General features: G+C 68.7%; 1 protein-coding gene (running past one end of the window). It reads left to right on the forward strand.

Features of this window, described 5'->3' with window-relative positions; genetic code table 11:
• A protein-coding gene (locus PSR88_RS01095; RefSeq protein ID WP_342338029.1) for a non-ribosomal peptide synthase/polyketide synthase crosses the window boundary here: on the forward strand, window positions 1-24,748 show its 5' portion. It continues 1,868 nt past the right edge of the window; the window shows 24,748 of its 26,616 coding nt (coding positions 1-24,748); it begins with the start codon at window positions 1-3; its stop codon lies beyond the right edge, outside the window.

The following is a 24,748-nucleotide window of genomic DNA, read 5'->3' on the forward strand; positions in this document are numbered from 1 at the left end:
GTGGATACCAGGAACAGGAGCGACGCGACCGTTCGCAGTCGGCCCGACGCCTTCCCGCTGACGCCCGTGCAGCGCGGAATCTGGCTGGCCCAGCGCCTCGCCCCCGACGTCCCGAGGTGCATTGCGCAGTACGTCGAGGTGCGCGGCGCTCTGGATCTCGCGGCCCTCGACGACGCGTCGGTGACCGCGGGTCGTGAGTTCCAGTCGGCGTTCCTGCGGGTGTTCGAGATCGACGGGCAGCCGTTCCAAATCGTCGACCCGACCATCGAGCTGTCGACCGGATATGTCGACCTCGGAGACGAGCCGGACCCCGTCGCGGCGGCCCACGCGTGGATGACGCGGGACTACACCGCGCCGCTCGATCCGACGCGGGACCGGCTGGCGACGTCGACGGTGTTACAAGTCGGTGACGATTGCTACTTGTGGTACAGCAGAATTCACCATGTCGCACTGGACGGTTACGGAGCGATGACGCTGGTGAACCGAATCGCCGCCCTGTACACCGCGCGTGTGGAGGCACGGACGCCGCAACCGGCCGGTGCCGCAGATCTGCGCACCCTTCACCGTCTCGACGAGGAGTATCGGTCGTCGAGGCACTACGAGTCCGATCGGGCGTATTGGCGGGACCGCCTCGCCGGTCTCCGTTCCAACTCGAGCCTGTCGCCGACAGTGGCACCCGCCGTCGCGGACAGCATTCTCGAGAAGACCCTGCTGTCGACGGCCGCGACGGAGCGACTGGACCGTTCCGGCGAACGGCTCGGCACGCCGCCGGCGACCGGAGTGATCGCCGCCTTCGCCACGTATCTCGCCCGGATGACCGGACAAGACGACGTGGTCGTCGACCTCCCGGTGTCGGGCCGCACCACCACACTGCTGCAGCGATCGGGCGGGATGCTCGTCGGGCTCGCTCCGCTGCCGGTGGCAACCGCACCCGACGACACCGTGGCTTCCCTCACCCGCCGGGTACACCACGAAATATTGGGTGCTCTTCGTCATCAGCGGTTCACGCTGGAGGACATCCGGCGCGAGACCGCAGCGGCGGAATCGCTGTGCGGGCCGATGGTCAACGTCATGCTCTTCCACCGCCGGATCCAGTTCGGACCGCTCACCGGAGACTTTCACGTGGTCACGTCGGGGCCGGTGGAGGATCTGCTGGTCAATGTGTACCGCACCACCGCTGCCGGGCGGATGGTCATCGAATTCCGCGGGAACCCCCACCGCTACTCCCGGGACGAATTGGCTCGTCACCATCGGTCGTTCGTGGGCCTCCTCGAGGAGTTTCTCGCGGCGGATCCCGGCGATCCCGTGGCCGAGGTGCACGCGGAGTCCGCACATGAAGGAGATCGGATCCACAGGCGCACAGCACATCTGGACTACTGGCGGACGATGCTCACCGACCTGGCCCACGACACACCTCTTCCCCGCGACCACACCCGCCGGGCAGGTACCGTCGACGGCCGGCGAGAGCACGTCGAGGCGCACGTGACCGCGGACCTGCATCACCGGATCGAGACCCTCGGACGGGACTGCCCGTTCGCCACGTACACCGTCACGCATGCGGCCGTCGCGGCACTGCTCGCTCGTCTCGGCGGGGTCCGCGACGTCGTCCTCGGGACACCCGCGGGCTCAGGCGGATGGCCTCTGGTTCTGCGTATGCGGGTCGACGGCACCGAATCGTTCACCGAGCTCGTCGAGCGCGCACGTACGACCGAACTCGGTGCGTTCACGCACGCCGACGTCAGCTTCGACGAGATCGCCGCCGCACTCGCGATTCCAGCAGCATCTGCGGGCCGGCACCCGTTCCAGGTCGGGTTCGACTTGCAGACCAGCGATCACCCTCACGAACCCGACAGCCGGTCCGACGAGGGCGCCGACCTCTGGATCCACATCGTCGAACATCCCGGACGCGCCGGGCTCGACCTCCGACTGACCTTCGCGCGGGAGCTTTTCGAGCCGTCGACGATCCGCGGATTCGCCGACCGTCTGGTCCGGGTACTCGACCAGGTCACAGCGCACCCCGACATCCCGATCGCGGATCTGGACCTGTTGAGTTCCGCCGAATGGCGCCGGCTCGTACCCGCGCGCGGCGATCCGGGAGTTCCGCCGCGCACGCTGCCCGAAATACTGGCAAATGCGGCACACCGCGACCCCGACGCGATCGCCGTCGTCGACGCTGCTGGTGACGGTACCGGCATCACGTACCGTCAGCTGGACGAGGAATCCACCCAGCTCGCTCGCGTTCTCCTCTCCCGGGGCGCCGGCCCTGAAACCGTCGTCGCTCTCGCGCTCCCGAGATCCGCTGATCTCGTCCGCGCCGTGTGGGCAGTCGCGAAATCCGGGGCCGCCTTCCTGCCCGTCGATCCCGGATACCCCGAAGCCCGCATCGCGCACATGCTCACCGATTCCGGTGCGAATCTCGGGGTCACGGTCAGCCGCCACCTGGGCGACCTACCCGGTGACGTCGAGTGGATCGAACTACACGACCGCAACGCCGACGACACCACTTCCGTCCGCACCAGTACACCGGTCGGCGACGCCGACCGCCCCCGCCCGCTGCGGTGGGACCACCCGGCCTATCTCATCTACACGTCAGGATCGACCGGCGTCCCCAAAGGGGTAGTGGTGACCCACCGCGGGATCGCGAATCTGATCGCCGCACAGATTAAAGGGCTCGACGTGCCGCCCACCGGGCGGGTGGCCCAGTTCGCGTCCCCGAGCTTCGACGCCTCCCTGTTCGAACTGCTCGCGGCTGTCGGATCCGGTGCGCGTGTGGTGATCGTCCCGCCCGAAGTGGTCGGGGGTGCGGAACTGGAGCGAGTACTCAACGACTATCAGGTGACCCACGCCGTCCTCACTCCGACCACGCTCGCCACGCTCGAACGACGTGGCGCGCCGACCCTGTCGCATCTCACCGTCGCCGGCGAGGTCTGCCCGCCAGAAGTCGTATCCACATGGGCGCCGGGGCCGCGCGTCGTCAACGCCTACGGGCCCACCGAGGCGACGATCATGTCGACCATCAGCGCACCGTTGGTGCCGGATGAGCCGGTCAGCCTCGGAGCGCCGGCATGCGGGTTCGAGGTCGTCGTGCTCGACGACCGGCTGCACCCGGTTCCGCCGGGCACCGTAGGCGAGCTGTACCTCGCGGGCCCAGGCCTCGCGCGCGGATACCGAAACCGTGCCGGACTCGATGCCGTACGTTTCGTGGCCGCGCCCTTCGGGTCGCCGGGGACGCGGATGTACCGGACCGGCGATCTCGTGCGATGGCGCGTCCGGCACGGGGAGGATCCATCCGCCGCCCTCGACCTCGCCTACGTCGGGCGCAGCGACTTCCAGGTAAAGGTCCGCGGTTTCCGCATCGAACTCGGGGAGATCGAGGCAGTCCTGCGTGCCGACCCGAGCGTGGGGTTCGCTGTCGCAACTGCCGCGACCGACCCGAACACGGGAGATGCCGCGGTGATCGCCTACGTTCACCCGGCAGAAGGGCGGCGCGTCGACGTCGGGGAAATGCACCGTCGGCTCGCGCGCACACTGCCCGCGCACATGCTCCCTGCCGCGGTCGTCCCCCTCGACGTCATTCCGCGCACCCCGAGCGGCAAGCTGGACCGTGCCGCGCTCCCGGCGCCGACGTTCGCCCCGCGGAGCGGCGCCGGCCACCGGCCGCGCACGCCAACGGAAGAGACGGTCGCGTCGGTGTTCGAGACCGTGCTCGGTGTCACGGGTGTCGGTGTGGACGACGACTACGTCGATCTCGGCGGAGGTTCCCTGGCGGCGACCCGGGTGGTGGCACGGCTGAATTCCGCCCTGGAAACCTCGCTGGACGTCCGTGATCTCTTCGAGCACCCGACGGTCGCCGCACTCGCCGATATCGTCGAGAGCCGGCGCGGCGATGGCTCCGAGCGGCCTCCCCTCCGCCGGTTCCCCCGCCCCGCCAGGATTCCGCTCTCCCCGGCGCAGGAACGGATGTGGTTCGTCAACCAGTACGACCCGCACTCCCCGGCCTACGACATTCCGCTGGTCGTCCGGCTCACCGGTCACCTCGACGTCGGTGCCCTCGAAGCAGCGATCGCAGACGTCGTCGAACGGCACGAGTCGCTCCGCACGGTGTACCCGACCTCGGACGACGGACCACATCAGGTGATCCTGCCCGCGGAACGGGCGCTGCCCCGGGTCGAGACCGTGCGGGTCGACGGTCCGACCGGCCTCGACGCACACGTCGCCGGGGCCGCGGCCGCGCCGTTCGACGTCACCGTCGACGCGCCGCTCCGAGCATCTCTGTTCACGATCGGTGACACCGACCACGTGCTGGCCCTGGTGATCCATCACATCGCGGCCGACGGTGCGTCGGCTGGTCCGCTCGCTCGTGACCTCTCCGCCGCCTATCGTGCCCGGGTCGAGGGACGCGCCCCCGCCTGGGAACCGCCGGCCGTGCAGTACGTGGACTACGCCTTGTGGCAACACGCACTGTTGGGTCGGCCCACCGATCCCGACAGCCTCGCGTCGCGGCAACTCGACTATTGGAGTGAGTCGCTCCGGGGATCGCCGCCCCTTCTCGCGCTGCCGACCGACCGTCCGCGCCCACAGCGGCGGTCCCTGCACGGCGGCCGAGTGGACTTCCACCTGCCTCCGGAGTTGCACGCCGGCATGCGGGCACTGTCCCGAACCTGCACGTCCACACTCTTCATGACGTGTCACGCGGCGCTGGCAGTCGTGCTCGCCCGGCTCGCCGGCACCTACGATGTGAGCATCGGCACCCCGGTCGCGGGACGTGGGGAGCCCGCACTCGACGACGTGGTGGGCATGTTCGTCAACACGCTCGTGCTGCGCACCCGCATCGATCCCGAGGCGGGCTTCGCGGACACCGTACGCACTGTGCGGGATGTGGACCTGGGCGCGTTCGCACACGCCGACTATCCGTTCGAGAAGTTGGTGGACTCCCTCGAACCCGAACGCACGGACAGTCGTTCACCGTTGTTCCAGGTTCTTCTCGAGTTCCAGAACGTCCTGCCTGCCGGACACGAGGCGCGGGAGCTCGACCTGCCCGGTCTGCACGTCGCGGCCGTCGGCTACGACCCGAAGATCTGTAAATTCGACCTGCAGGTGTGGCTCAGTGAACGCCGCGATGACGGCGGGGCGCCGCAGGGAATCGACGGCGGAATCGTATACGCCACCGATCTGTTCGACGAAGAGACGGTGCGTGGGCTCGCCGACCGGCTCGTCCGCGTCCTGAATATCGTGACCACGGAGCCGGACACCGTGGTGGGGAACATCGATCTGCTCACCGACCGGGATCGTGACGTCGCCCTCCGTTCGTGGACCGCACCGGACGAACCGGGCCCCGCGACGACGCTGCCCGCGGAGTTTGCCCGGACGGCGGCACGGCAACCAGACGCCGTCGCGGTGTCGTTCGCGGGTGACACGCTGTCGTACGGCGAACTCGCCGACCGGGTGAACCGAATCGCCCGGCTGCTCCACGATCACGGAGCGGAACCGGAACGCCTCGTCGCCGTGGCGATTCCCCATTCGATGGACTACGTCGCCGTCACACTGGGCGTGCTCGCGGCAGGCGGCGTGTGCCTACCACTCGATCCCGGATGGGCGTCGCCCACGCAAACCTCCCGGACGATCCCTGACGTCGCGATATTTGTGACGATATCCGCTGTGGAAGAACATCTTCCCCACGGTCACGTTCCCACCCTCGTCCTCGACGCGCCCGGCACCGTCGCCGACCTCGCGCGCAGGTCGGGTCACCCCCTCACCGCCGTCGACGTCGGCGCCGGTCCCAGCCCGGACACCGCCGCCTACGTCCTGCTCACACGCGGGTCGACCGCGCTGCCGAAACCGGTATCGGTGACTCACCGTGCAGTGCTGTCGGCACTGGCACGTCCCGCCGTCCCGGCCGGCGAGGTCTGGGCAATGGTCCCGACCTTCGCGCCGGGCGTCACCGTCCTGACCCCGTGGAGCGCATTCCTCCATGGAGGTCGGCTGGAGGTGGTCGACGACGCCACTGCCTCCGCACCGTCCGCCCTGGCCGACCTGTTGCACCGCCGCGACGTGAACATGGTCGCCCAGACCCCGGCCGCGTACGAGCACCTGTCCCGAGCAAGGGAATCCGCGCCGGCGGCGGACGAACTTCGCTCGGTCCTGCTCACCGGTGACCCCGTCGACGCCGCGGTCGTGGCTGCCCCTGAAGTTGTCGCCGTCTACGCGTCCGTGGAGGCCGTCTGGTTCGCCGCCGCCACCGATCGTGCACCGGAAGCCGGTGCCGACCGGATGGAATACCGGCCCGCGCGAGGACGAAGATTCGCGGTCCTCGACGACCGCCTCGCGCTTGTCCCACCCGGCGTCGTCGGTGAGTTGTACATCGGTGGACCCACGCTCGCTCGTGGCTACCATCGCCGGGCCGCAGCGACGAGCACCCACTTCGTGGCGAGTCCCTTCGGCCCGCCCGGCGAACGCATGCTCCGCACCGGCGATGCCGCTTGCCTCACGCCGACCGGAGGCCTGAACATTCTGTGGCGCCGCGATTTCCAGTCCGAACTGCGCGGATACCGCATCCCGCTCGGCGACATCGACACCGTCCTCACCGCGCACCCGCAGGTCGCGAATGCCGTCACCGTCGACCACACCCCTCGCGCCGGAAAGCCCGCCCTTGTGACGTATGTCGTGCCGGCACCCGGATCGACGACGACCATCTCCGAGGTCCGCGCCCACGCCGCCATGATCTTGCCCCCGCCCTGGGTCCCGGGCGCTGTCGTCGTCCTCGACCGACTGCCCGTCACCGAGACGGGGGACGTCGACCTCGACGCCCTTCCCGTTCCCGAGGAGCTGCGGCACGCACCCGTCTACCACGCCCCGGCCACCCCGACCGAGAAGACGGTGTCGAGGGTGATCGCCCAGGTTCTCGGTATCGGTGGCGTCGGTGTCGACGACAACTTCTTCGAACTGGGTGGCACGTCGCTCGACGCGGCGAAAGTGGTCGCCCGAATCGATTCGGCGTTCGGAACCAGGATCGGAATCCGCTCCCTCTTCGAGGCGCCCACGGTACGCGGACTCGCCACCGTCCTCGATGCGAGCGAGGTGCACCCGGACAGACCCGCCCTGGGACCACGGGCCCATACCGAACCCGCACCGGTGTCGTTCGCGCAGCAGCGTATGTGGTTCGTCAACCAGTTCGACGTGACGTCGGCCGTCTACAACGTTCCGATGGTGGTCCGGCTGACCGGTCTCCTCGACGTCCCCGCGCTACACGCTGCCCTGATCGACGTCCTCGTGCGGCACGAACCGTTGCGGACCCTCTACCCCTTGACCGACACCGGACCGGTGCAGGTCGTCGTCCCCGCCGAGAGCGTGCCGGTCGATCTGGCACCGATTCCGGTGGCCGACGCAGCGCGTGTCTCCGGCCTCGTCGACGAAGTCGTCGCCGAGGGGTTCGACGTCACGGTCCGTCCGCCGGTACGCGTCCGACTGTGGCAACTCGACGACCACGCCCATGTCCTGGCCGTCGTCGTGCACCACATCGTCGCCGACGGGTCCTCGCTGGCTCCCCTGGCGCGCGACCTCTCCACCGCGTACACCGCGCGCCGCGTCGGCCGTGCTCCCGTGTGGGAGCCGTTGCCCGTCCGGTTCTCGGATTTCGCGGTGTGGCAGCGGGAGGTCCTCGGATCCGTGACCAACCCGGCGTCGCCGGTGGCACGGCAACTCGACTTCTGGCGCACGGCGCTCGCCGATCTTCCCGAACGGTTGGAGTTGCCGCTGGATCGGCCACGTCCCGCCACCGCGTCGTACCGGGCCGCAGCGGTGCCGTTCGTGATGCCCGAGAGGACGCACCGCCGGCTCATCGACTTCGCCCGTGCCCACGACACGACGACTTTCGTCGTCATCCACGCGGCCCTGGCCGTATTGCTGTCCCGGCTCGCCTCCACCACGGACGTCGTCGTCGGATCGCCGACCGCCGGCCGCGGCGAACAGACACTCGATCCCCTGGTCGGTATGTTCGTCGGCACTCTCGTTCTGCGCACGACCGTCGATCCGGCGTCACCGTTCGGTGCCGTCGTGGCGGCGGTGCGCGACGCCGATCTGGCGGCCTTCGCGCACGCCGACATCCCGTTCGAAACCCTCGTGGACGAACTTCACCCACCGCGTTCGGCGGCCCTTCATCCGTTGTTCCAGGTCATGCTGTCGTTCCAGAACATCGAGCCACCATGCCTCGGATTGCCCGGCCTCGAGGCTCATGTCACGGACCTCGAGCCCCGGGTGTCGCCGTTCGACCTGAATGTGGTGGTGCGTGAACAACCGGCCGAGGACGGTTCGCTTACGGGTATCAGCGGGCAGATCGTCTATGCCACCGACCTGTTCGACGCCGGCACGATCCGTGCCTTCTCCAGCCGGCTCCTTCGGGTGATCACCGCCGCCCTGACGAATCCCGAGACGGTGGTGGGCGACGTCGACATCCTCGACGACGCCGAACGCGGGCTCGTCCTCGACCGGTGGAACGCCACGGCCCACGACCTTCCGGCCACGACGATCGTGGACCTGTTCGAGGCCCAGGTCGCTGCGACACCCGATGCCCCGGCCGTCCGCGGGGAGGATCGAATCCTCACCTACGCCGAACTCGACACCTGGTCCACCCGGCTGGCGCATTCCTTCCTCGCACGCGGCATCGGCGCCGAATCCATAGTGGCCCTGGTCATCCCGCGATCCGTCGAGATGCTCGCCGCAATGTACGCGGTGGTCAAGTCCGGTGCTGCGGTGCTCGCACTCGATCCCAGCCACCCCACCGACCGCATCGAATCACTGATCCAATCCGCGTCGGCGGCTCTCGTCGTCACCACCGGCGACGCCGATGTACCCGTTCCCACCGGACTTCCGGTGGCACGGTTCGACGACATCGACCACGAGGCCCGAGACACAGCACCAGTGACCGACGTGGACCGCGGCGCATCACTGCACCCCGACAACCTGGCCTACGTGGTCTACACATCGGGCTCGACCGGCGCACCCAAAGGCGTGGCGGTATCCCACGCGGCGATAGCGAATCAGCTGGCCTGGTCGCAGGCACAGCTCCCGATACACGAGCACGACCGCACCGTACAGAAGGCGCCGATCGCCTTCGACGTTGCCATCTGGGAGTGTTTCGCGGCTCTGTGTTCAGGAAGCGTCCTGGTCCTCCTGCCGCCGGATCGGCAGTTCGACCTCGACTATCTGTCCGGCCTCCTCGACGACATGCAGATCACAGTGGTGGAGTTCGTGCCCTCCCTACTCGACGTGTTCGTCAACGATCATCGGCACTCCTTCCCAGGGTCCCTGCGCCGGGTCCTGACCGGGGGTGAGGCGATCAGTACACGGACGGCGAGCAGCGTGCTCGCGCAGGGTGTCCGCCTCGGCAACATGTATGGTCCCGCGGAGGCGGCGGTGACAGCGACGTACCACGACGTCGCAGCCGCTCGAGCTGCCACCACTGTGCCCATCGGGTCGCCGGTGTGGAATACACAGGTGTACGTCGTCGACGGTCGGCTGCACCCCGTCGTCCCCGGGGTGACCGGCGAAATGTATCTCGGCGGGGCTCAGTTGGCGCGGGGGTATCTCGGCAGGCCCGGGATCACGGCCGGACGGTTCGTCGCGAATCCGTTCGGCGCCCCAGGCTCCCGCATGTACCGAACCGGAGACCTGGCCCGCTGGAACCCCGATGGACAGCTGGACTACCACGGTCGCACCGACTTCCAGGTTCAGCTCCACGGCTACCGCGTCGAGCCCGGCGAGGTCGAATCCGCCCTCCTGCGTCACCCCGGGATCGCGCAGGCCGTGGTAGTGCCGCGAGCCGATCGCAACGGCGCACACCACCTCGTCGGATATGTCGTCCCCGTCCCCGGCATCGACGTAGCAGAGGAGGAACTGCTCGATCACACGAGGTCACTTCTTCCCTCGCACATGGTTCCGTCCGCGGTGATCTCACTGTCCACGCTGCCGTTGACGCCCCACGGGAAGGTCGACCGGAACGCGCTTCCGGTCGTCGACTTCACGACCCGCGCCGCGGAATTCCGCTCGGCCGGAACAGCTGTCGAAGAGTCGTTGGTAACCCTCGTCCGCGACGTGCTCGGCCTCGAGTCCGTAGGTGTCGACGACTCGTTCTTCGCGCTCGGTGGCGACAGCATCATGGCGATCCAGTTGGTGGCACGCGCGAAGACCGCCGGGCTGGCACTCACTCCGCGGGATGTGTTCGAGTACAAGACGATCGCCCGGCTCGCGCGCGCGATCTCGACACGGCCGGAGCCGCGCGCGGTCCTCTCCGAACTTCCGGGCGGAGGGATCGGCTCCTTCCCGCTGCCACCGGCGGCGCGGTGGTTGCTCGAGCGCGGGGGCGACCTCGACACGTTCTGCCAATCGGTCCTGCTCACCGCCCCACCCGACCTGAACACCGACACTCTCACCGCCACCGTGCAGACGGTCCTCGACCACCACGACATGCTTCGGGCCCGGCTCCGGCGCGGGACAACGGACGAAGACACGGTGTTGGAGGTCGTGGCCGCCCACCAGGCTCCACGGGTCGAGTCGCTGATCCGCCGGGTCGCACTCGATGATCCGGCCGACCTGAAGGGCCGGGCCGAGGTCGAGTCCCGTGCTGCCGCCACACGTTTGGATCCCGAGAACGGGATCATGCTCCAACTCGTCTGGCTCGACCCCCACACCCAACCCGGACACCTCCTCCTCACCATCCACCACCTCGCCATCGACGGCGTCTCCTGGCGCATCCTCATCCCCGACCTCGCCACCGCCCACCACGCCCACACCACCGGCACCACCCCCACACTCCCACCCGTCACCACCAGCGCCCGCCGCTACGCCCACGCCCTCACCGACACCACCACCCACCACACCCACGAACTCCCCCACTGGCGCACCATCCTCACCACCCCCGACCCCCCACTCGGCACCAGACCCCTCGACCCCACCCACGACACCGAACACACCACCACCCACACCACCACCGAACTCCCACCCCACACCACCCACACCCTCCTCACCACCCTCCCCACCACCTACCACTGCGGCATCGACGACGCCCTCCTCACCGCCCTCGCCCTCGCCGTCACCACCTGGCGCCACCGACACCACACCCCCACCCACACCCTGCTCGTCACCATCGAAGGCCACGGCCGCACCAACACCCACATCCCCGGCGCCGACCTCACCCACACCCTCGGCTGGTTCACCACCATCCACCCCGCCCTCCTCGACCTCACCGACATCGACCTCCACGACGCCCTCACCGGCGGACCCGCCACCGGACACGCCCTCACCACCATCAAAGAACAACTCCACAACACCCCCGACCACGGCACCGGATACGGCCCCCTCCGCTACCTCAACCCCCACACCGCAACACAACTCCGCAACCTCCCCCAACCCCAAATCACCCTCAACTACCTCGGCCGATTCGACTACCCGCCGTCAGGTCCGGAGGCGGGCTGGATGCCCGTGACGGATGTGGATCTCAGCCGACGACCCGACTCGGACCTTGCTGCTGCAGCCGTCCTGACAATCGATGCCGCGACGGTCGTCACGGAGGGCGCTGCACGGCTGACGGCTACATGGTCCTACGCCGCCGGTGTCCTTGCCGCAACCGATGTCGACGACATCACCGAGCTGTGGACCGAAGCGCTCACCGCCCTCGCCGACCACATCAGCCGACCCGGCGCCGGCCGGCTCACCCCCAGCGACCTCGACCTCGTCCACCTCGACCAACCCGCCCTCGACGCACTCCAACACCACTACCCCACCCTCACCGACGTCTGGCCCCTCACCCCCTTGCAGGCCGGTCTACTGTTCCACGCCGAACTCGGCGGCCCCGCTGCCGACGCATACGTCGTCCAACTCGTCCTCGACATCAGCGGACCCCTCGACGCCGACCGTCTACGCGACGCCGGGGCAGCCTTGCTCGGTCGTCATCCGAACCTGGGCGCGGCCTTCACTCACACGGCGGACGGCACACCGGTACAGGTCGTGACGACCACTGCTCTCGCCTGGGCGCACCACGACGTCACCACCGCACACCGTCCCGCCGCAGAACTCGGCGACATCGTCACCGCGGACCGCGCCGCGCCGTTCGACCCGGCCGAGCCGCCTCTCCTGCGATTCACCCTCGTGACGACCGGCCCCGACGACCACCATCTGGTGCTCACCAACCATCATCTGGTACTCGACGGCTGGTCCACCCCACTACTGCTGCACGAACTTCTCCAGCTCTATGAGAGCCACGCGGATCCCGATGCGCTTGCGCCGGTGCGGCCGTACCGTGATTTCCTCGAATGGCTGGGCACACGCGACGTCTCGGCGTCCGTCGCCGCGTGGGGTCGTGCGCTCGAGGGTGTCGAGGACGCTACGCGGCTCGCACCGGGCCTCGAACCTCACCGGGATCCGGGTTCCTGCGCGGAGCGCGTGGTGGCACTGACGGCCGCCGAGACGGATGCGTTGCGGACCGTGGCCCGCACCCACGACCTCACCCTCCACACCATCATCGACACCGCCTGGGCCCTCGTCCTCGCCACCCACACCGGCACCACCGACATCACCTTCGGCACCACCGTCTCCGGACGCCCACCCCACATCCCCGGAATCGAAACCATGATCGGACTCTTCATCAACACCATCCCCGTCCGCATCACCCTCCACCCCACCGACACCCTCACCACCCTCCTCACCCGCACCCACACCACCCACACACAACTCCTCGACCACCACCACCTCCCCCTCACCCACATCCCCAACCCCCACGCCACCACCTTCGACACCATCACCGTCCACGAGAACTACCCCCACCACACCACCACCCCACCCACCGACCTCACCATCACCACCACCTCCGCCACCGACGCCACCCACTACCCCCTCGCACTCGCCGCCACCACCGACACCACACTCCACCTGCGGGGCATCTTCCAGCTGTCGGCATTCGACGCCGACAGCGTCGACGCGATCCTCGGACAACTGGCGCGTGTGCTCGTCGCCATGGGATCCGACGCGTCCCTGCCGATCGCCCGCCTGAACCTTCTCGATGCTGCGGAGCAGCGAGCCGTGGTGCCCGCCCTGGGTGAGGCGGCCGACGAGCCGCGGACCCTGGGCGCGATCCTCGGGGACGCCGCCGAGCGCTCGCCCGACGCCGTCGCCGTAGACGACGGGGCCCGCCGGCTGACGTATGCCGAACTCGAGGCCCGCGCATTGCTCCTTGCCGACCGTCTCGTCGAGTCGGGTGTGGGTCCGGAAAGTGTGGTCGCCATCGCGATACCGCGGTCCCTCGAGTCAGTCCTCGCAGTCTGGGCCGTCGCCGGAACCGGCGCCGCGTTCGTGCCCGTCGACCCGACGTATCCGCAGATCCGCATCCAGCACATGGTCGCCGATTCCGGAGTCCTCGTCGGGCTCACCACGAGCAGTCGTCGCGACGCGCTGCCGGACACCGTCACGTGGATCGACATCGAGGGCACGGGTGCCGGCCGGCTACCACACGCCGGTGTTTCGGAGGCTTGTCCGGCGCCAACGATCCGCCCCGACAACGCGGCGTACCTGATCTATACGTCCGGCTCCACGGGGGTTCCGAAAGGTGTGGTGGTCGGTCATCGTGGAGTGAACTCTCTCGCAACCACGTTGCGCGAGTGTACCGGGGTGACAGCAGCGTCCCGGGTGGCGCATTTCGCGTCTCCCAGCTTCGACGCGTCGGTACTCGAGTATCTGCTCACGTGGTCCGCGGGAGCCACGGCGGTGATCGTGCCCACCACGATCTACGGCGGGGATGAACTGCGTCGGCATCTCGCCGACAGCCGGGTGACCCATGCTTTCCTGACCCCCACGACGCTGACTGCCCTGGACCCGGACGGCCTGGACGACCTCGAGTGCGTCGTGACCGGCGGTGAGAAGTGCACCCCCGAGGTGATTCGCCGGTGGTCTCCGCACTGTCGACTCATCAACGCGTACGGACCGACGGAAAGTACCGTAGCGGCGGATATTTCGGACGATCCGGCCGCCGACGGTGCGAATGTGATCGGCGGCCCGATCCGCGGCGTCACCGAGGTCGTACTCGACGCTCGAATGCAACCGGTCCCGATCCGGGCCCGGGGCGAGTTGTACATCGCGGGTGACGCGATCGCCCGCGGATACCACGGCAAGCCCGCACTCACCGCCACCCGTTTCGTGGCCGATCCGTTCGGCCCACCGGGCGGTCGCATGTATCGAAGCGGTGATGTCGTCCGCTGGAACACCGGACGCGAAGGGTCTGCCGTCCTCGAGTACCTGGGTCGCACCGACTCACAAGTGAAGGTGCGGGGGTACCGGATCGAACCCGGCGAGATCGACGCGGTGCTGTCCGGTCATCCGGCGGTCACGTTCAGCGCGACCCTCCCCTCGACGGGCGGCCCGGACACGACCGATCAGGACGCGACACTGATCTCCTACGTGACGACCGCCGGTGCGGCCGGGCCCCGAGAACTCCGCGACTACCTGGCCGGTCGGCTTCCCGCACAGCTCGTTCCGTCCGCGGTCATCGAGATCGACGTGGTTCCGCGGACGCCGTCGGGCAAGCTCGACCGCGACGCACTCCGCGCCCTCCGATCCACCCCGCTCCCCGCGCAGGTGTCGGCGGCCACCCCACTCGAACAGACCGTCGCGGAAACCCTCGCCGCGGCACTCGACCTGTCGAGTCTGGGAGTGGACGACGACTTCTTCGCGGCAGGTGGAGACTCGCTGACGGCGACCCGGGCCGTCGCCCGTGTGAACACGACCCTGCATACCGACCTCGCCGTACGGAGCCTGTTCGAGGCCCCCACGCCGCGCGCTCTGGCGCGGCTGCTCCTGGACGACACACAATCGGAGCCGCGCCCCCCGTTGACCGCCGCCGCGCAAGAACCGGAGTACGCACCGCTCTCGCCTGCCCAGCAACGCATCTGGTTCCTCAACCAATACGACACCACCACCCCCACCTACAACATCCCCCTCACCCTCCACCTCACCGGCCACCTCGACACCACCGCCCTCCACCACGCCCTCACCGACCTCATCCACCGCCACCAACCCCTCCACACCACCTACCCCCTCCACCACGGACACCCCACCCAACACATCCACCCCCACCCCACAACCCCACCACTCACACCCACCCCCACCACCGAAACCCAACTCCCCCACCACATCAACACCGACACCACCCAACCCTTCGACCTCACCACCGACACCCCCCTCCACACCCACCTCTACCAACTCGACAACACCCACCACACCCTCACCCTCGTCCTCCACCACATCGCCGCCGACGGCCACTCCCTCACCCCACTCACCCACGACCTCACCACCGCCTACACCGCCCACACCCACCACCAACCACCCCACCCCACACCCCTACCCCTCACCTACACCGACTACACCCACTGGCAACACCAACTCCTCGGCACACCCCAACACCCCACCCCCACCACCCACACCCAAACCACCTACTGGACCACCACACTCACCAACCTCCCCGACACCCTCCCCCTCCCCACCGACCGACCCCGACCCACCCACCGCACCCACCACGGGGAGTCCATCCGCTTCGAGATCCCCGCCGACGTACACCACCGCCTGCGTGCGCTGGCGCGGAGTACCGGGGCGACCACGTTCATGACTCTGCATGCGGCCTTCGCCGCGCTGCTCGCGCGCCTGTGCGACACGGACGACGTCGTCATCGGCACCCCCGTCGCCGGCCGCCCCGATCCCCGGCTGGACCAACTCGTCGGCATGTTCGTCGGGACGCTCGTCCTCCGGACCCCGGTCGACTCGGCCGGTTCGTTCCGCGAAGTCCTGACCAGAACCCGCGACGCGGACCTCGGTGCATTCATGCACGCCGACCTGCCCTTCGAGATGCTTGTCGACATCCTGGCACCGGAGCGGTCCACGACGCACACACCGTTGTTCCAGGTCCTGATCGACTATGGGACCGAGGTACCACTCCACCTCGAACTGCCGGACCTGACGGTAACGGTCGCCGAGGACACTCCGCCCCTCGCGAAGTTCGACCTTCAGCTCACCCTCCGCGAGCATGCGGACGCCGCGAACCCCGGCCTGTCGGCCGCGTTCACCTATGCCACCGACATCTTCGACCGCACCACCGTCGAGGGTGTCGCCGCGCGCTTCCTCCGGCTCCTCGACTCGGTGACCGCGGACCCCGGCCGGCCAGTCGGGGACGTCGACCTCCTCGACGCCACCGAACGGACCGCGCTGACGACCGGGTCGAGCACACCTTCGCCGCCGGCGGAGCCAGTCGAGGCCATACTCGCCGACCGGTTCACTCGGTCCGTCCGCCGCTTCGCCGACGAATCGGCGCTGACCGATACCGGCGAAACGCTCACCTACGCGGCACTCGGTGCCCGCGTCTACCGACTCGCCCGGCATCTCGTCGAACTGGGCGCCGCCCCCGACACGGTCGTCGCCGTAGCACTGCCACCCTCAATCGATCTGGTCGTCGCCCTGCTGGCCGCACAGCAAGCGGGAGCCGGCTACCTCGCCCTCGACGTCGGTCACCCGGCCGACCGGCTCGACGCCACGATGTCCGACGCCGCCCCGGTGTGTCTCGTCTCCACGACCGACCACGCGGCCCGACTGCGGCGGAACCTTCCCACCGTGCTCGTCGACGACGCGGACACACGCGCACACCTGCTGGATCTGTCGCCGGATCCGATCACCGATCCCGAGAGACGGGCCGCGCTCACCCCCGACGCGGTCGCGTACGTCGTGTACACATCGGGGTCGACCGGACGCCCGAAAGGTGTCGTGGTGACACACCGTAATCTCACGACACTGTTCGACAACACCCGGACTGCGTTCGATTTCGCCGAGACCGACGTGTGGACGCTCTTCCACTCGGCCGCCTTCGACTTCTCGGTATGGGAGTTGTGGGGCGCCCTCCTGCACGGGGGCCGACTGGTCATCGTCGACACCGTCACCGCCCGCGCACCCGACGAGTTCCTGAGCCTGCTCCGCCGCGAGCGGGTGACGGTCCTGTGCCAGACTCCCACCGCGTTCGCCCAGTTGGCCACGGCGGAACGGAACCAGCCGACCGACCTGGCGTTGCGGTACGTCGTCTTCGGCGGCGAAGCCCTCGAGCACGGTCACCTCGTCGACTGGCTCGACCGGCACGATCACACCCGACCCCAGCTCGTGAACATGTACGGCATCACCGAGACCACCGTGCACGTGACCAGGCATCCCCTCGGCGACCCTCGTCCCGCTGCGCGGTCGGTCATCGGCCGGGCGATTCCGGGACTGCGCGTGTACGTCCTCGACCGGCGGCTCCACCCGGTACCCACCGGAGTGACCGGCGAGATGTACGTTGCCGGGAACCAGGTCACCCGTGGGTACCTGCACCGATCCGGGCTGACGGTGACCCGGTACGTGGCGGACCCGGCCGGGCGCGGAGGACGCATGTATCGCACCGGTGACCTCGCACGCTGGAACGCGCAGGGCCAACTCGAGTTCCTCGGACGCACCGACTTCCAGGTTCAGCTCCACGGCTACCGGATCGAGCCCGGAGAGGTGGAGGCCACGCTCGTCCGCCACCCGGATGTCGCACAGGCCGCGGTGTCGGTCCGTCCCGACGACCGAGGCACCGAGCGCCTGATCGGGTACGTCGTACCCGTCCGGGACGGTGAACAGACGAGGGCTGTCGACATCGATCGGGTCCTCGGCTTCGCCCGAACGATTCTCGCACCGCACATGGTGCCTGCGACGCTCGTGGTCCTGGACCGCCTGCCGCTGACCCCGAACGGCAAGCTCGATCGCCGACAGTTGCCCGCACCCGACTTCGCCGAACGCGTCTCTACGGGTCGCGCCCCGGTGACCGCGAGCGAGTTGGCCCTCGCCGAGATTTTTGCGGAGGTCCTCGGCGTGCCGTCCGTGAGTGCCGACGAGTCCTTCTTCGCACTCGGTGGCGACAGCATCATGGCGATTCAGTTGGTGTCCCGCGCCCACGAGGACGGTGTCTTCGTCACTCCCCGAGACATTTTCGAGCACCAGACCGTGGCCGCACTCGCCGAGGTCGCCGCCACCGTGAAGCAGGACGTGCTGGCCGAGCTTCCCGGCGGTGGCGTCGGGACCGCACCGCTCGTGCCGATCGCGCGGTGGTTGCTCGAGCGCGGGGGCGACCTCGACACGTTCTGCCAATCGGTCCTGCTCACCGCCCCACCCGACCTGAACACCGACACTCTCACCGCCACCGTGCAGACGGTCCTCGACCACCATGACATGCTCCGAGCCCGACTCCGGCGCGGAAAAACGGACCAGGACACCGTCCTCGAGATCCCACCGGCCGGAACAATCGCCGCCGCACCCCTCATCACCCACGTCGCGGTCGAGACGCACTCGGACAACGACCTCGCCGCGACGGCACGCGCGCAACTCGACGCCGCAACGCACCGACTCGATCCCGAGAACGGGATCATGCTCCAACTCGTCTGGCTCGACCCCCACACCCAACCCGGACACCTCCTCCTCACCATCCACCACCTCGCCATCGACGGCGTCTCCTGGCGCATCCTCATCCCCGACCTCGCCACCGCCCACCACGCCCACACCACCGGCACCACCCCCACACTCCCACCCGTCACCACCAGCGCCCGCCGCTACGCCCACGCCCTCACCGACACCACCACCCACCACACCCACGAACTCCCCCACTGGCGCACCATCCTCACCACCCCCGACCCCCCACTCGGCACCAGACCCCTCGACCCCACCCACGACACCGAACACACCACCACCCACACCACCACCGAACTCCCACCCCACACCACCCACACCCTCCTCACCACCCTCCCCACCACCTACCACTGCGGCATCGACGACGCCCTCCTCACCGCCCTCGCCCTCGCCGTCACCACCTGGCGCCACCGACACCACACCCCCACCCACACCCTGCTCGTCACCATCGAAGGCCACGGCCGCACCAACACCCACATCCCCGGCGCCGACCTCACCCACACCCTCGGCTGGTTCACCACCATCCACCCCGCCCTCCTCGACCTCACCGACATCGACCTCCACGACGCCCTCACCGGCGGACCCGCCACCGGACACGCCCTCACCACCATCAAAGAACAACTCCACAACACCCCCGACCACGGCACCGGATACGGCCCCCTCCGCTACCTCAACCCCCACACCGCAACACAACTCCGCAACCTCCCCCAACCCCAAATCACCCTCAACTACCTCGGCCGATTCGACTACCCGCCGCACGGGCTCTCGAACGGTGCCGGCTGGGAACCGATAACCAGCATCGAGTTCGACACCACGATTCTCGGAAACGTGCCCGTCGCAGCGATTCTCGACGTCAATGCCTACGTCTACGAGTCAGGGGGCGCCCCGATCCTGCGCACCACCTGGGTGTATCCGCCCGGTGTGCTCCCGGCGGCCGACGTCACCGAGCTCACCGAGCTGTGGACCGAAGCGCTCACCGCCCTCGCCGACCACATCAGCCGACCCGGCGCCGGCCGACTCACCCCCAGCGACCTCGACCTCGTCCACCTCGACCAACCCGCCCTCGACGCACTCCACCACCACTACCCCACCCTCACCGACGTCTGGCCCCTCACCCCCTTGCAGGCCGGTCTACTGTTCCACCACGAATTGACCAGCCAGGACCTCGACACCTACGTCGTGCAACTCGTCCTCGACATCGACGGCCCCCTCGATCCCGACCGTCTCCGCGACGCCGCGGACGCCTTACTCGGCCGCCACCCGAACCTCCGCGCCGCCTTCGGACACACTCCCGACGGCACCCCGATTCAAATCATCACTCCTGCAATACTTCCCTGGAATCACCACGATCTCAGCGACGAGCGCGACGGGACGGTCGCTCACGACATCGTCACCGCCGACCGCACCACCGCGTTCGACCTGACCGCGCCACCCCTGCTCCGGCTCACGCTCATCACCCACGGACCGACCCACCACCAGGTCGCCCTCACTCATCACCACATCCTGCTCGACGGCTGGTCGACGCCCCTTCTCCTGCACGAACTCCTCCAGTTGTACGAGCACCACACCGACCCCGGCGCTGTGCCTCGACCCCTCGCGTATCGCCGCTACCTGGAGTGGCTCACCCAGCAGTCCCTCGAGGAGAGCCGGGCCGCGTGGGCCGACGTCCTCGACGGACTGGAAGGACCGACGATCCTGGTGCCGTCCGCACGCGGCCGCGTCCCATCCACTTTCCCCGAGGAGTATCGGGTCTCGCTGTCAAGGGAGCACACCGATGCGTTGCGGACGGTGGCCCGCACCCACGACCTCACCCTCCACACCATCATCGACACCGCCTGGGCCCTCGTCCTCGCCACCCACACCGGCACCACCGACATCACCTTCGGCACCACCGTCTCCGGACGCCCACCCCACATCCCCGGAATCGAAACCATGATCGGACTCTTCATCAACACCATCCCCGTCCGCATCACCCTCCACCCCACCGACACCCTCACCACCCTCCTCACCCGCACCCACACCACCCACACACAACTCCTCGACCACCACCACCTCCCCCTCACCCACATCCCCAACCCCCACGCCACCACCTTCGACACCATCACCGTCCACGAGAACTACCCCCACCACACCACCACCCCACCCACCGACCTCACCATCACCACCACCTCCGCCACCGACGCCACCCACTACCCCCTCGCACTCGCCGCCACCACCGACACCACACTCCACCTCAAGTTCGAGTTTCTGCCGGAGTTCCTCAGCCGCAAGGACACCGAGGCGATCGCGGCCCACATGTGCCGGGCACTGGACGTCATCGCGACGGCACCGGACACGACCGTGGCGTCGGTGCGGCTTCTCGGCGACGACGAGTTCCGTGCGCTCGCGCCCGTGCGCGGCGGTCCCGCACCCGCCACCCGCACGCTCGCGACGATCGTCACCGACGCCGCAGCCCTCGATCCGGACGCCGTCGCGCTCGAAGACTCCGGTCGCGCTGTGAGTTACCGCGACCTCGACGAGGCGTCGAACCGGCTCGCGCGCCTGCTGATCACGCGTGGCGCCGGCCCGGAGCGCTACGTTGCCCTGGCGATTCCCCGTTCCGCCGACTCCGTGCTTGCGGTCTGGGCGATCACCAAGACCGGGGCCGCTTTCGTCCCGATCGACCCGGGTTATCCCGCCGCACGCATCACCGACATGATCGCCGATTCGGGTGTCGCGCTCGGCGTCACACTGACACCGCAACGTGAGCGGCTGCCGGCCACGGTGCCATGGCTCGTCCTGGACGAACCCGGGACGGTCACGATGGTCGAACAACAGCCGAGCGGCGCCGTCGGTGATGCCGATCGCCGCCGGCCATTGCGACCCGACCATCCCGCATACATGATCTACACGTCCGGATCGACCGGTGTCCCGAAGGGCGTGGTGGTTCCGCACCGCGGGCTGGCCACGCTCGCTGCGGCGCAGGCGGCCGGCCTCGGTCCGGGGCGGCACTCGCGCGTGCTCCACTTCTCGTCACCCTCATTCGACGGATCGGTGTTCGACTATCTACTGGCGTTCGGCTGTGGCGCGACTCTGGTGATCAGCCCGCCGACAATCGTCGGCGGCACGGAGCTGTCCCGCTTCGTCGCCGCCGAACGGGTGACGCATGCCTTCGTCCCGACTGCCGCACTAGCCTCGGCCGATCCCGATGATCTCGACGGATACGACGGGTTCGGCGAGATTCTCGCGGCCGGAGAAGCGTGTCCGCCCGGTCTGGTGACCCGGTGGTCCCGTGGCCGTGCTCTGCGGAACGGCTACGGCCCCACCGAAACCACCGTGATGTCCAACATCAGCGCGCCGCTCGCACCCGGGTCCGACGTGACGATCGGCGGCCCGATCGCCGGTGCGGAGGAAGTGGTGCTGGATGCGCGGCTGCAACCGGTCCCGGACGGCGTTCCGGGTGAGTTGTACATTGCCGGGCCGGGTCTGGCCCGCGGATACCACCGGAGGCCGGGGCTGACCGCAGGACGCTTCGTCGCCGCTCCATACGGGCCGGCGGGCGAGCGGATGTACCGGACCGGCGACATCGTCCGCTGGATCGCCGACACGTCCGGCGGTCGGGTGGTCGAGTACCTCGGCCGCGCCGACTTCCAGGTGAAAGTGCGCGGGTTCCGCATCGAACCCGCCGAGGTCGACGCCGTCCTCGGTGCCCACCCGGACGTGGAATACGCCGCGACACTCACCCGCACCGGACCCGCCGGGGACCCGATCCTCGTCTCCTACGTCGTCGGTTCCGCGGAACTCGCCCCGGCACTACTCTCGGCCTATCTCACCGAACGACTTCCGGCTCACATGGTGCCCAGCGCGATCGTGCCGATCGACCGGATCCCGCTGACCCCCGTCGGCAAACTCGATCGCGCCGAACTGCCCGATCCCCGGTTCGACTCCCCGGCCGATCCCGCCCACCGACCGACGTCGCCCGTCGAGGAGACCATCGCGAACGCATTCGCGGCCGTTCTGGGGCTCGAGCACGTCGGTGTCGACGACAACTTCTTCGAGGCGGGCGGGAACTCGCTGACGGCGACACGGGTCGTGGCACGGGTCAATTCGACGCTGCACACCCACATCGACGTCCGGACCTTGTTCGAGGACCGGACACCGCGGGTCCTGTCCACCCACCTCGACCACGACTCGAACGACGCCCCGCTGCCGGTGCCCACTTCGGGGCCCCAACCCGAGTTCGTGCCGTTATCGCCCGCCCAGCAACGCATCTGGTTCCTCAACCAATACGACACCACCACCCCCACCTACAACATCCCCCTCACCCTCCACCTCACCGGCCACCTCGACACCACCGCCCTCCACCACGCCCTCACCGACCTCATCCACCGCCACCAACCCCTCCACACCACCTACCCCCTCCACCACGGACACCCCACCCAACACATCCACCCCCACCCCACAACCCCACCACTCACACCCACCCCCACCACCGAAACCCAACTCCCCCACCACATCAACACCGACACCACCCAACCCTTCGACCTCACCACCGACACCCCCCTCCACACCCACCTCTACCAACTCGACAACACCCACCACACCCTCACCCTCGTCCTCCACCACATCGCCGCCGACGGCCACTCCCTCACCCCACTCACCCACGACCTCACCACCGCCTACACCGCCCACACCCACCACCAACCACCCCACCCCACACCCCTACCCCTCACCTACACCGACTACACCCACTGGCAACACCAACTCCTCGGCACACCCCAACACCCCACCCCCACCACCCACACCCAAACCACCTACTGGACCACCACACTCACCAACCTCCCCGACACCCTCCCCCTCCCCACCGACCGACCCCGACCCACCCACCGCATCCACCACGGGGATCGGGTCGTGTTCCACATCGGACGGGACCTGCACCGGTCACTATCGGCGCTCGCGCGGCAGAACAACTCGACGCTCTTCATGGCGATCCACGCGGTATTCGCCGTCCTCCTCGCCCGCCTCAGCGGGAGTTCCGACATCGTGATCGGCACCCCCGTCGCCGGCCGCCCCGATCCCCGGCTGGACCCATTGGTCGGCATGTTCGTCAACACACTCGTCCTGCGCACGCCGGTCGACGGCTCCCGGTCGTTCACCGAGGTACTCGACCGCACCAGGGACGTCGATCTCGGCGCCTTCCTGCACGCCGACCTGCCCTTCGAGCGCGTCGTCGAGGCCGTGGATCCGGCGCGGTCGACCTCCCGCTCACCGCTGTTCCAGGTGTCACTCGAATTCGAGAGCGTCCAGCGACCAGAGATCACACTGCCGGACCTGACGGTCACGGTCGCCGAGTACACGCCGCCCGTCGTCAAGGTCGATCTCGAACTGGTGGTCGCCGAGACGTTCGACGAGTCCGGTGACCCGAACGGGATCGCCGCCGGATTCACCTATGCCACCGACATCTTCGACGCCGCGACCGTGCAGGGCTTCGCCGATCGTCTGACCCGTCTCCTCGCGGCGGTCGTCGCCGACCCGGACCACCCGGTCGGAGACCTCACGCTCGGCGACGAGGACGAGGACACATCTGTCTCCGGACCGCCCGGCCTCCCGGCGCGGGTGTGGCCCGACCTGCTGACCGAGGCGGTGGAGCGGCACGCCGACCGGCTGGCCGTATCCGACGCCGGTCGCGCGCTCACCTATCGCCAACTCGGCGAAGACTCCGCGCAATTCGCCCGGTTGCTCATCGCTCGGGGTGCCGTCCCAGAGGGTGTCGTCGCCCTGGCATTGCCGCGGTCGATCGCGTGGGTCCGTGCCGTGTGGGCGGTCGCCCGCTCGGGTGCGGCGTCGGTACCCGTCGACCCGACGTATCCGCTCACCCGGATCGCCCATATGCTCGCCGACGCCGGCGCTGCGCTCGGCCTCACCGTCGCTGGGTATCGTGCACAGTTGCCCGACACGGTCGAGTGGCTGGTGCTCGATGATCCCGACTTCGAAACGCAAACGCGGCACTTTCCTTCCACGCCGGTGACCGACGTCGACCGCACAGCTCCGCTGCGCACGGACAACCCCGCCTATCTCATCTACACGTCCGGGTCCACCGGCGCCCCGAAGGGCGTGGTCGTGTCGCACCGGGGTCTGGCAAACCTGTTCGAGCAAGAACGTCACCACCTCCACGTCACGCCCGATGCGCGGGTCTCGCACCTCGCGTCCCCCAGTTTCGACGCGTCGCTGTTCGAGTTGACGATGGCGTTCTGTGCGGGTGCCCAGGTCGTGC

The organism is Rhodococcus sp. DK176 (genome assembly GCF_038447315.2).
GTDB lineage: Bacteria > Actinomycetota > Actinomycetes > Mycobacteriales > Mycobacteriaceae > Rhodococcus_F > Rhodococcus_F jostii_A.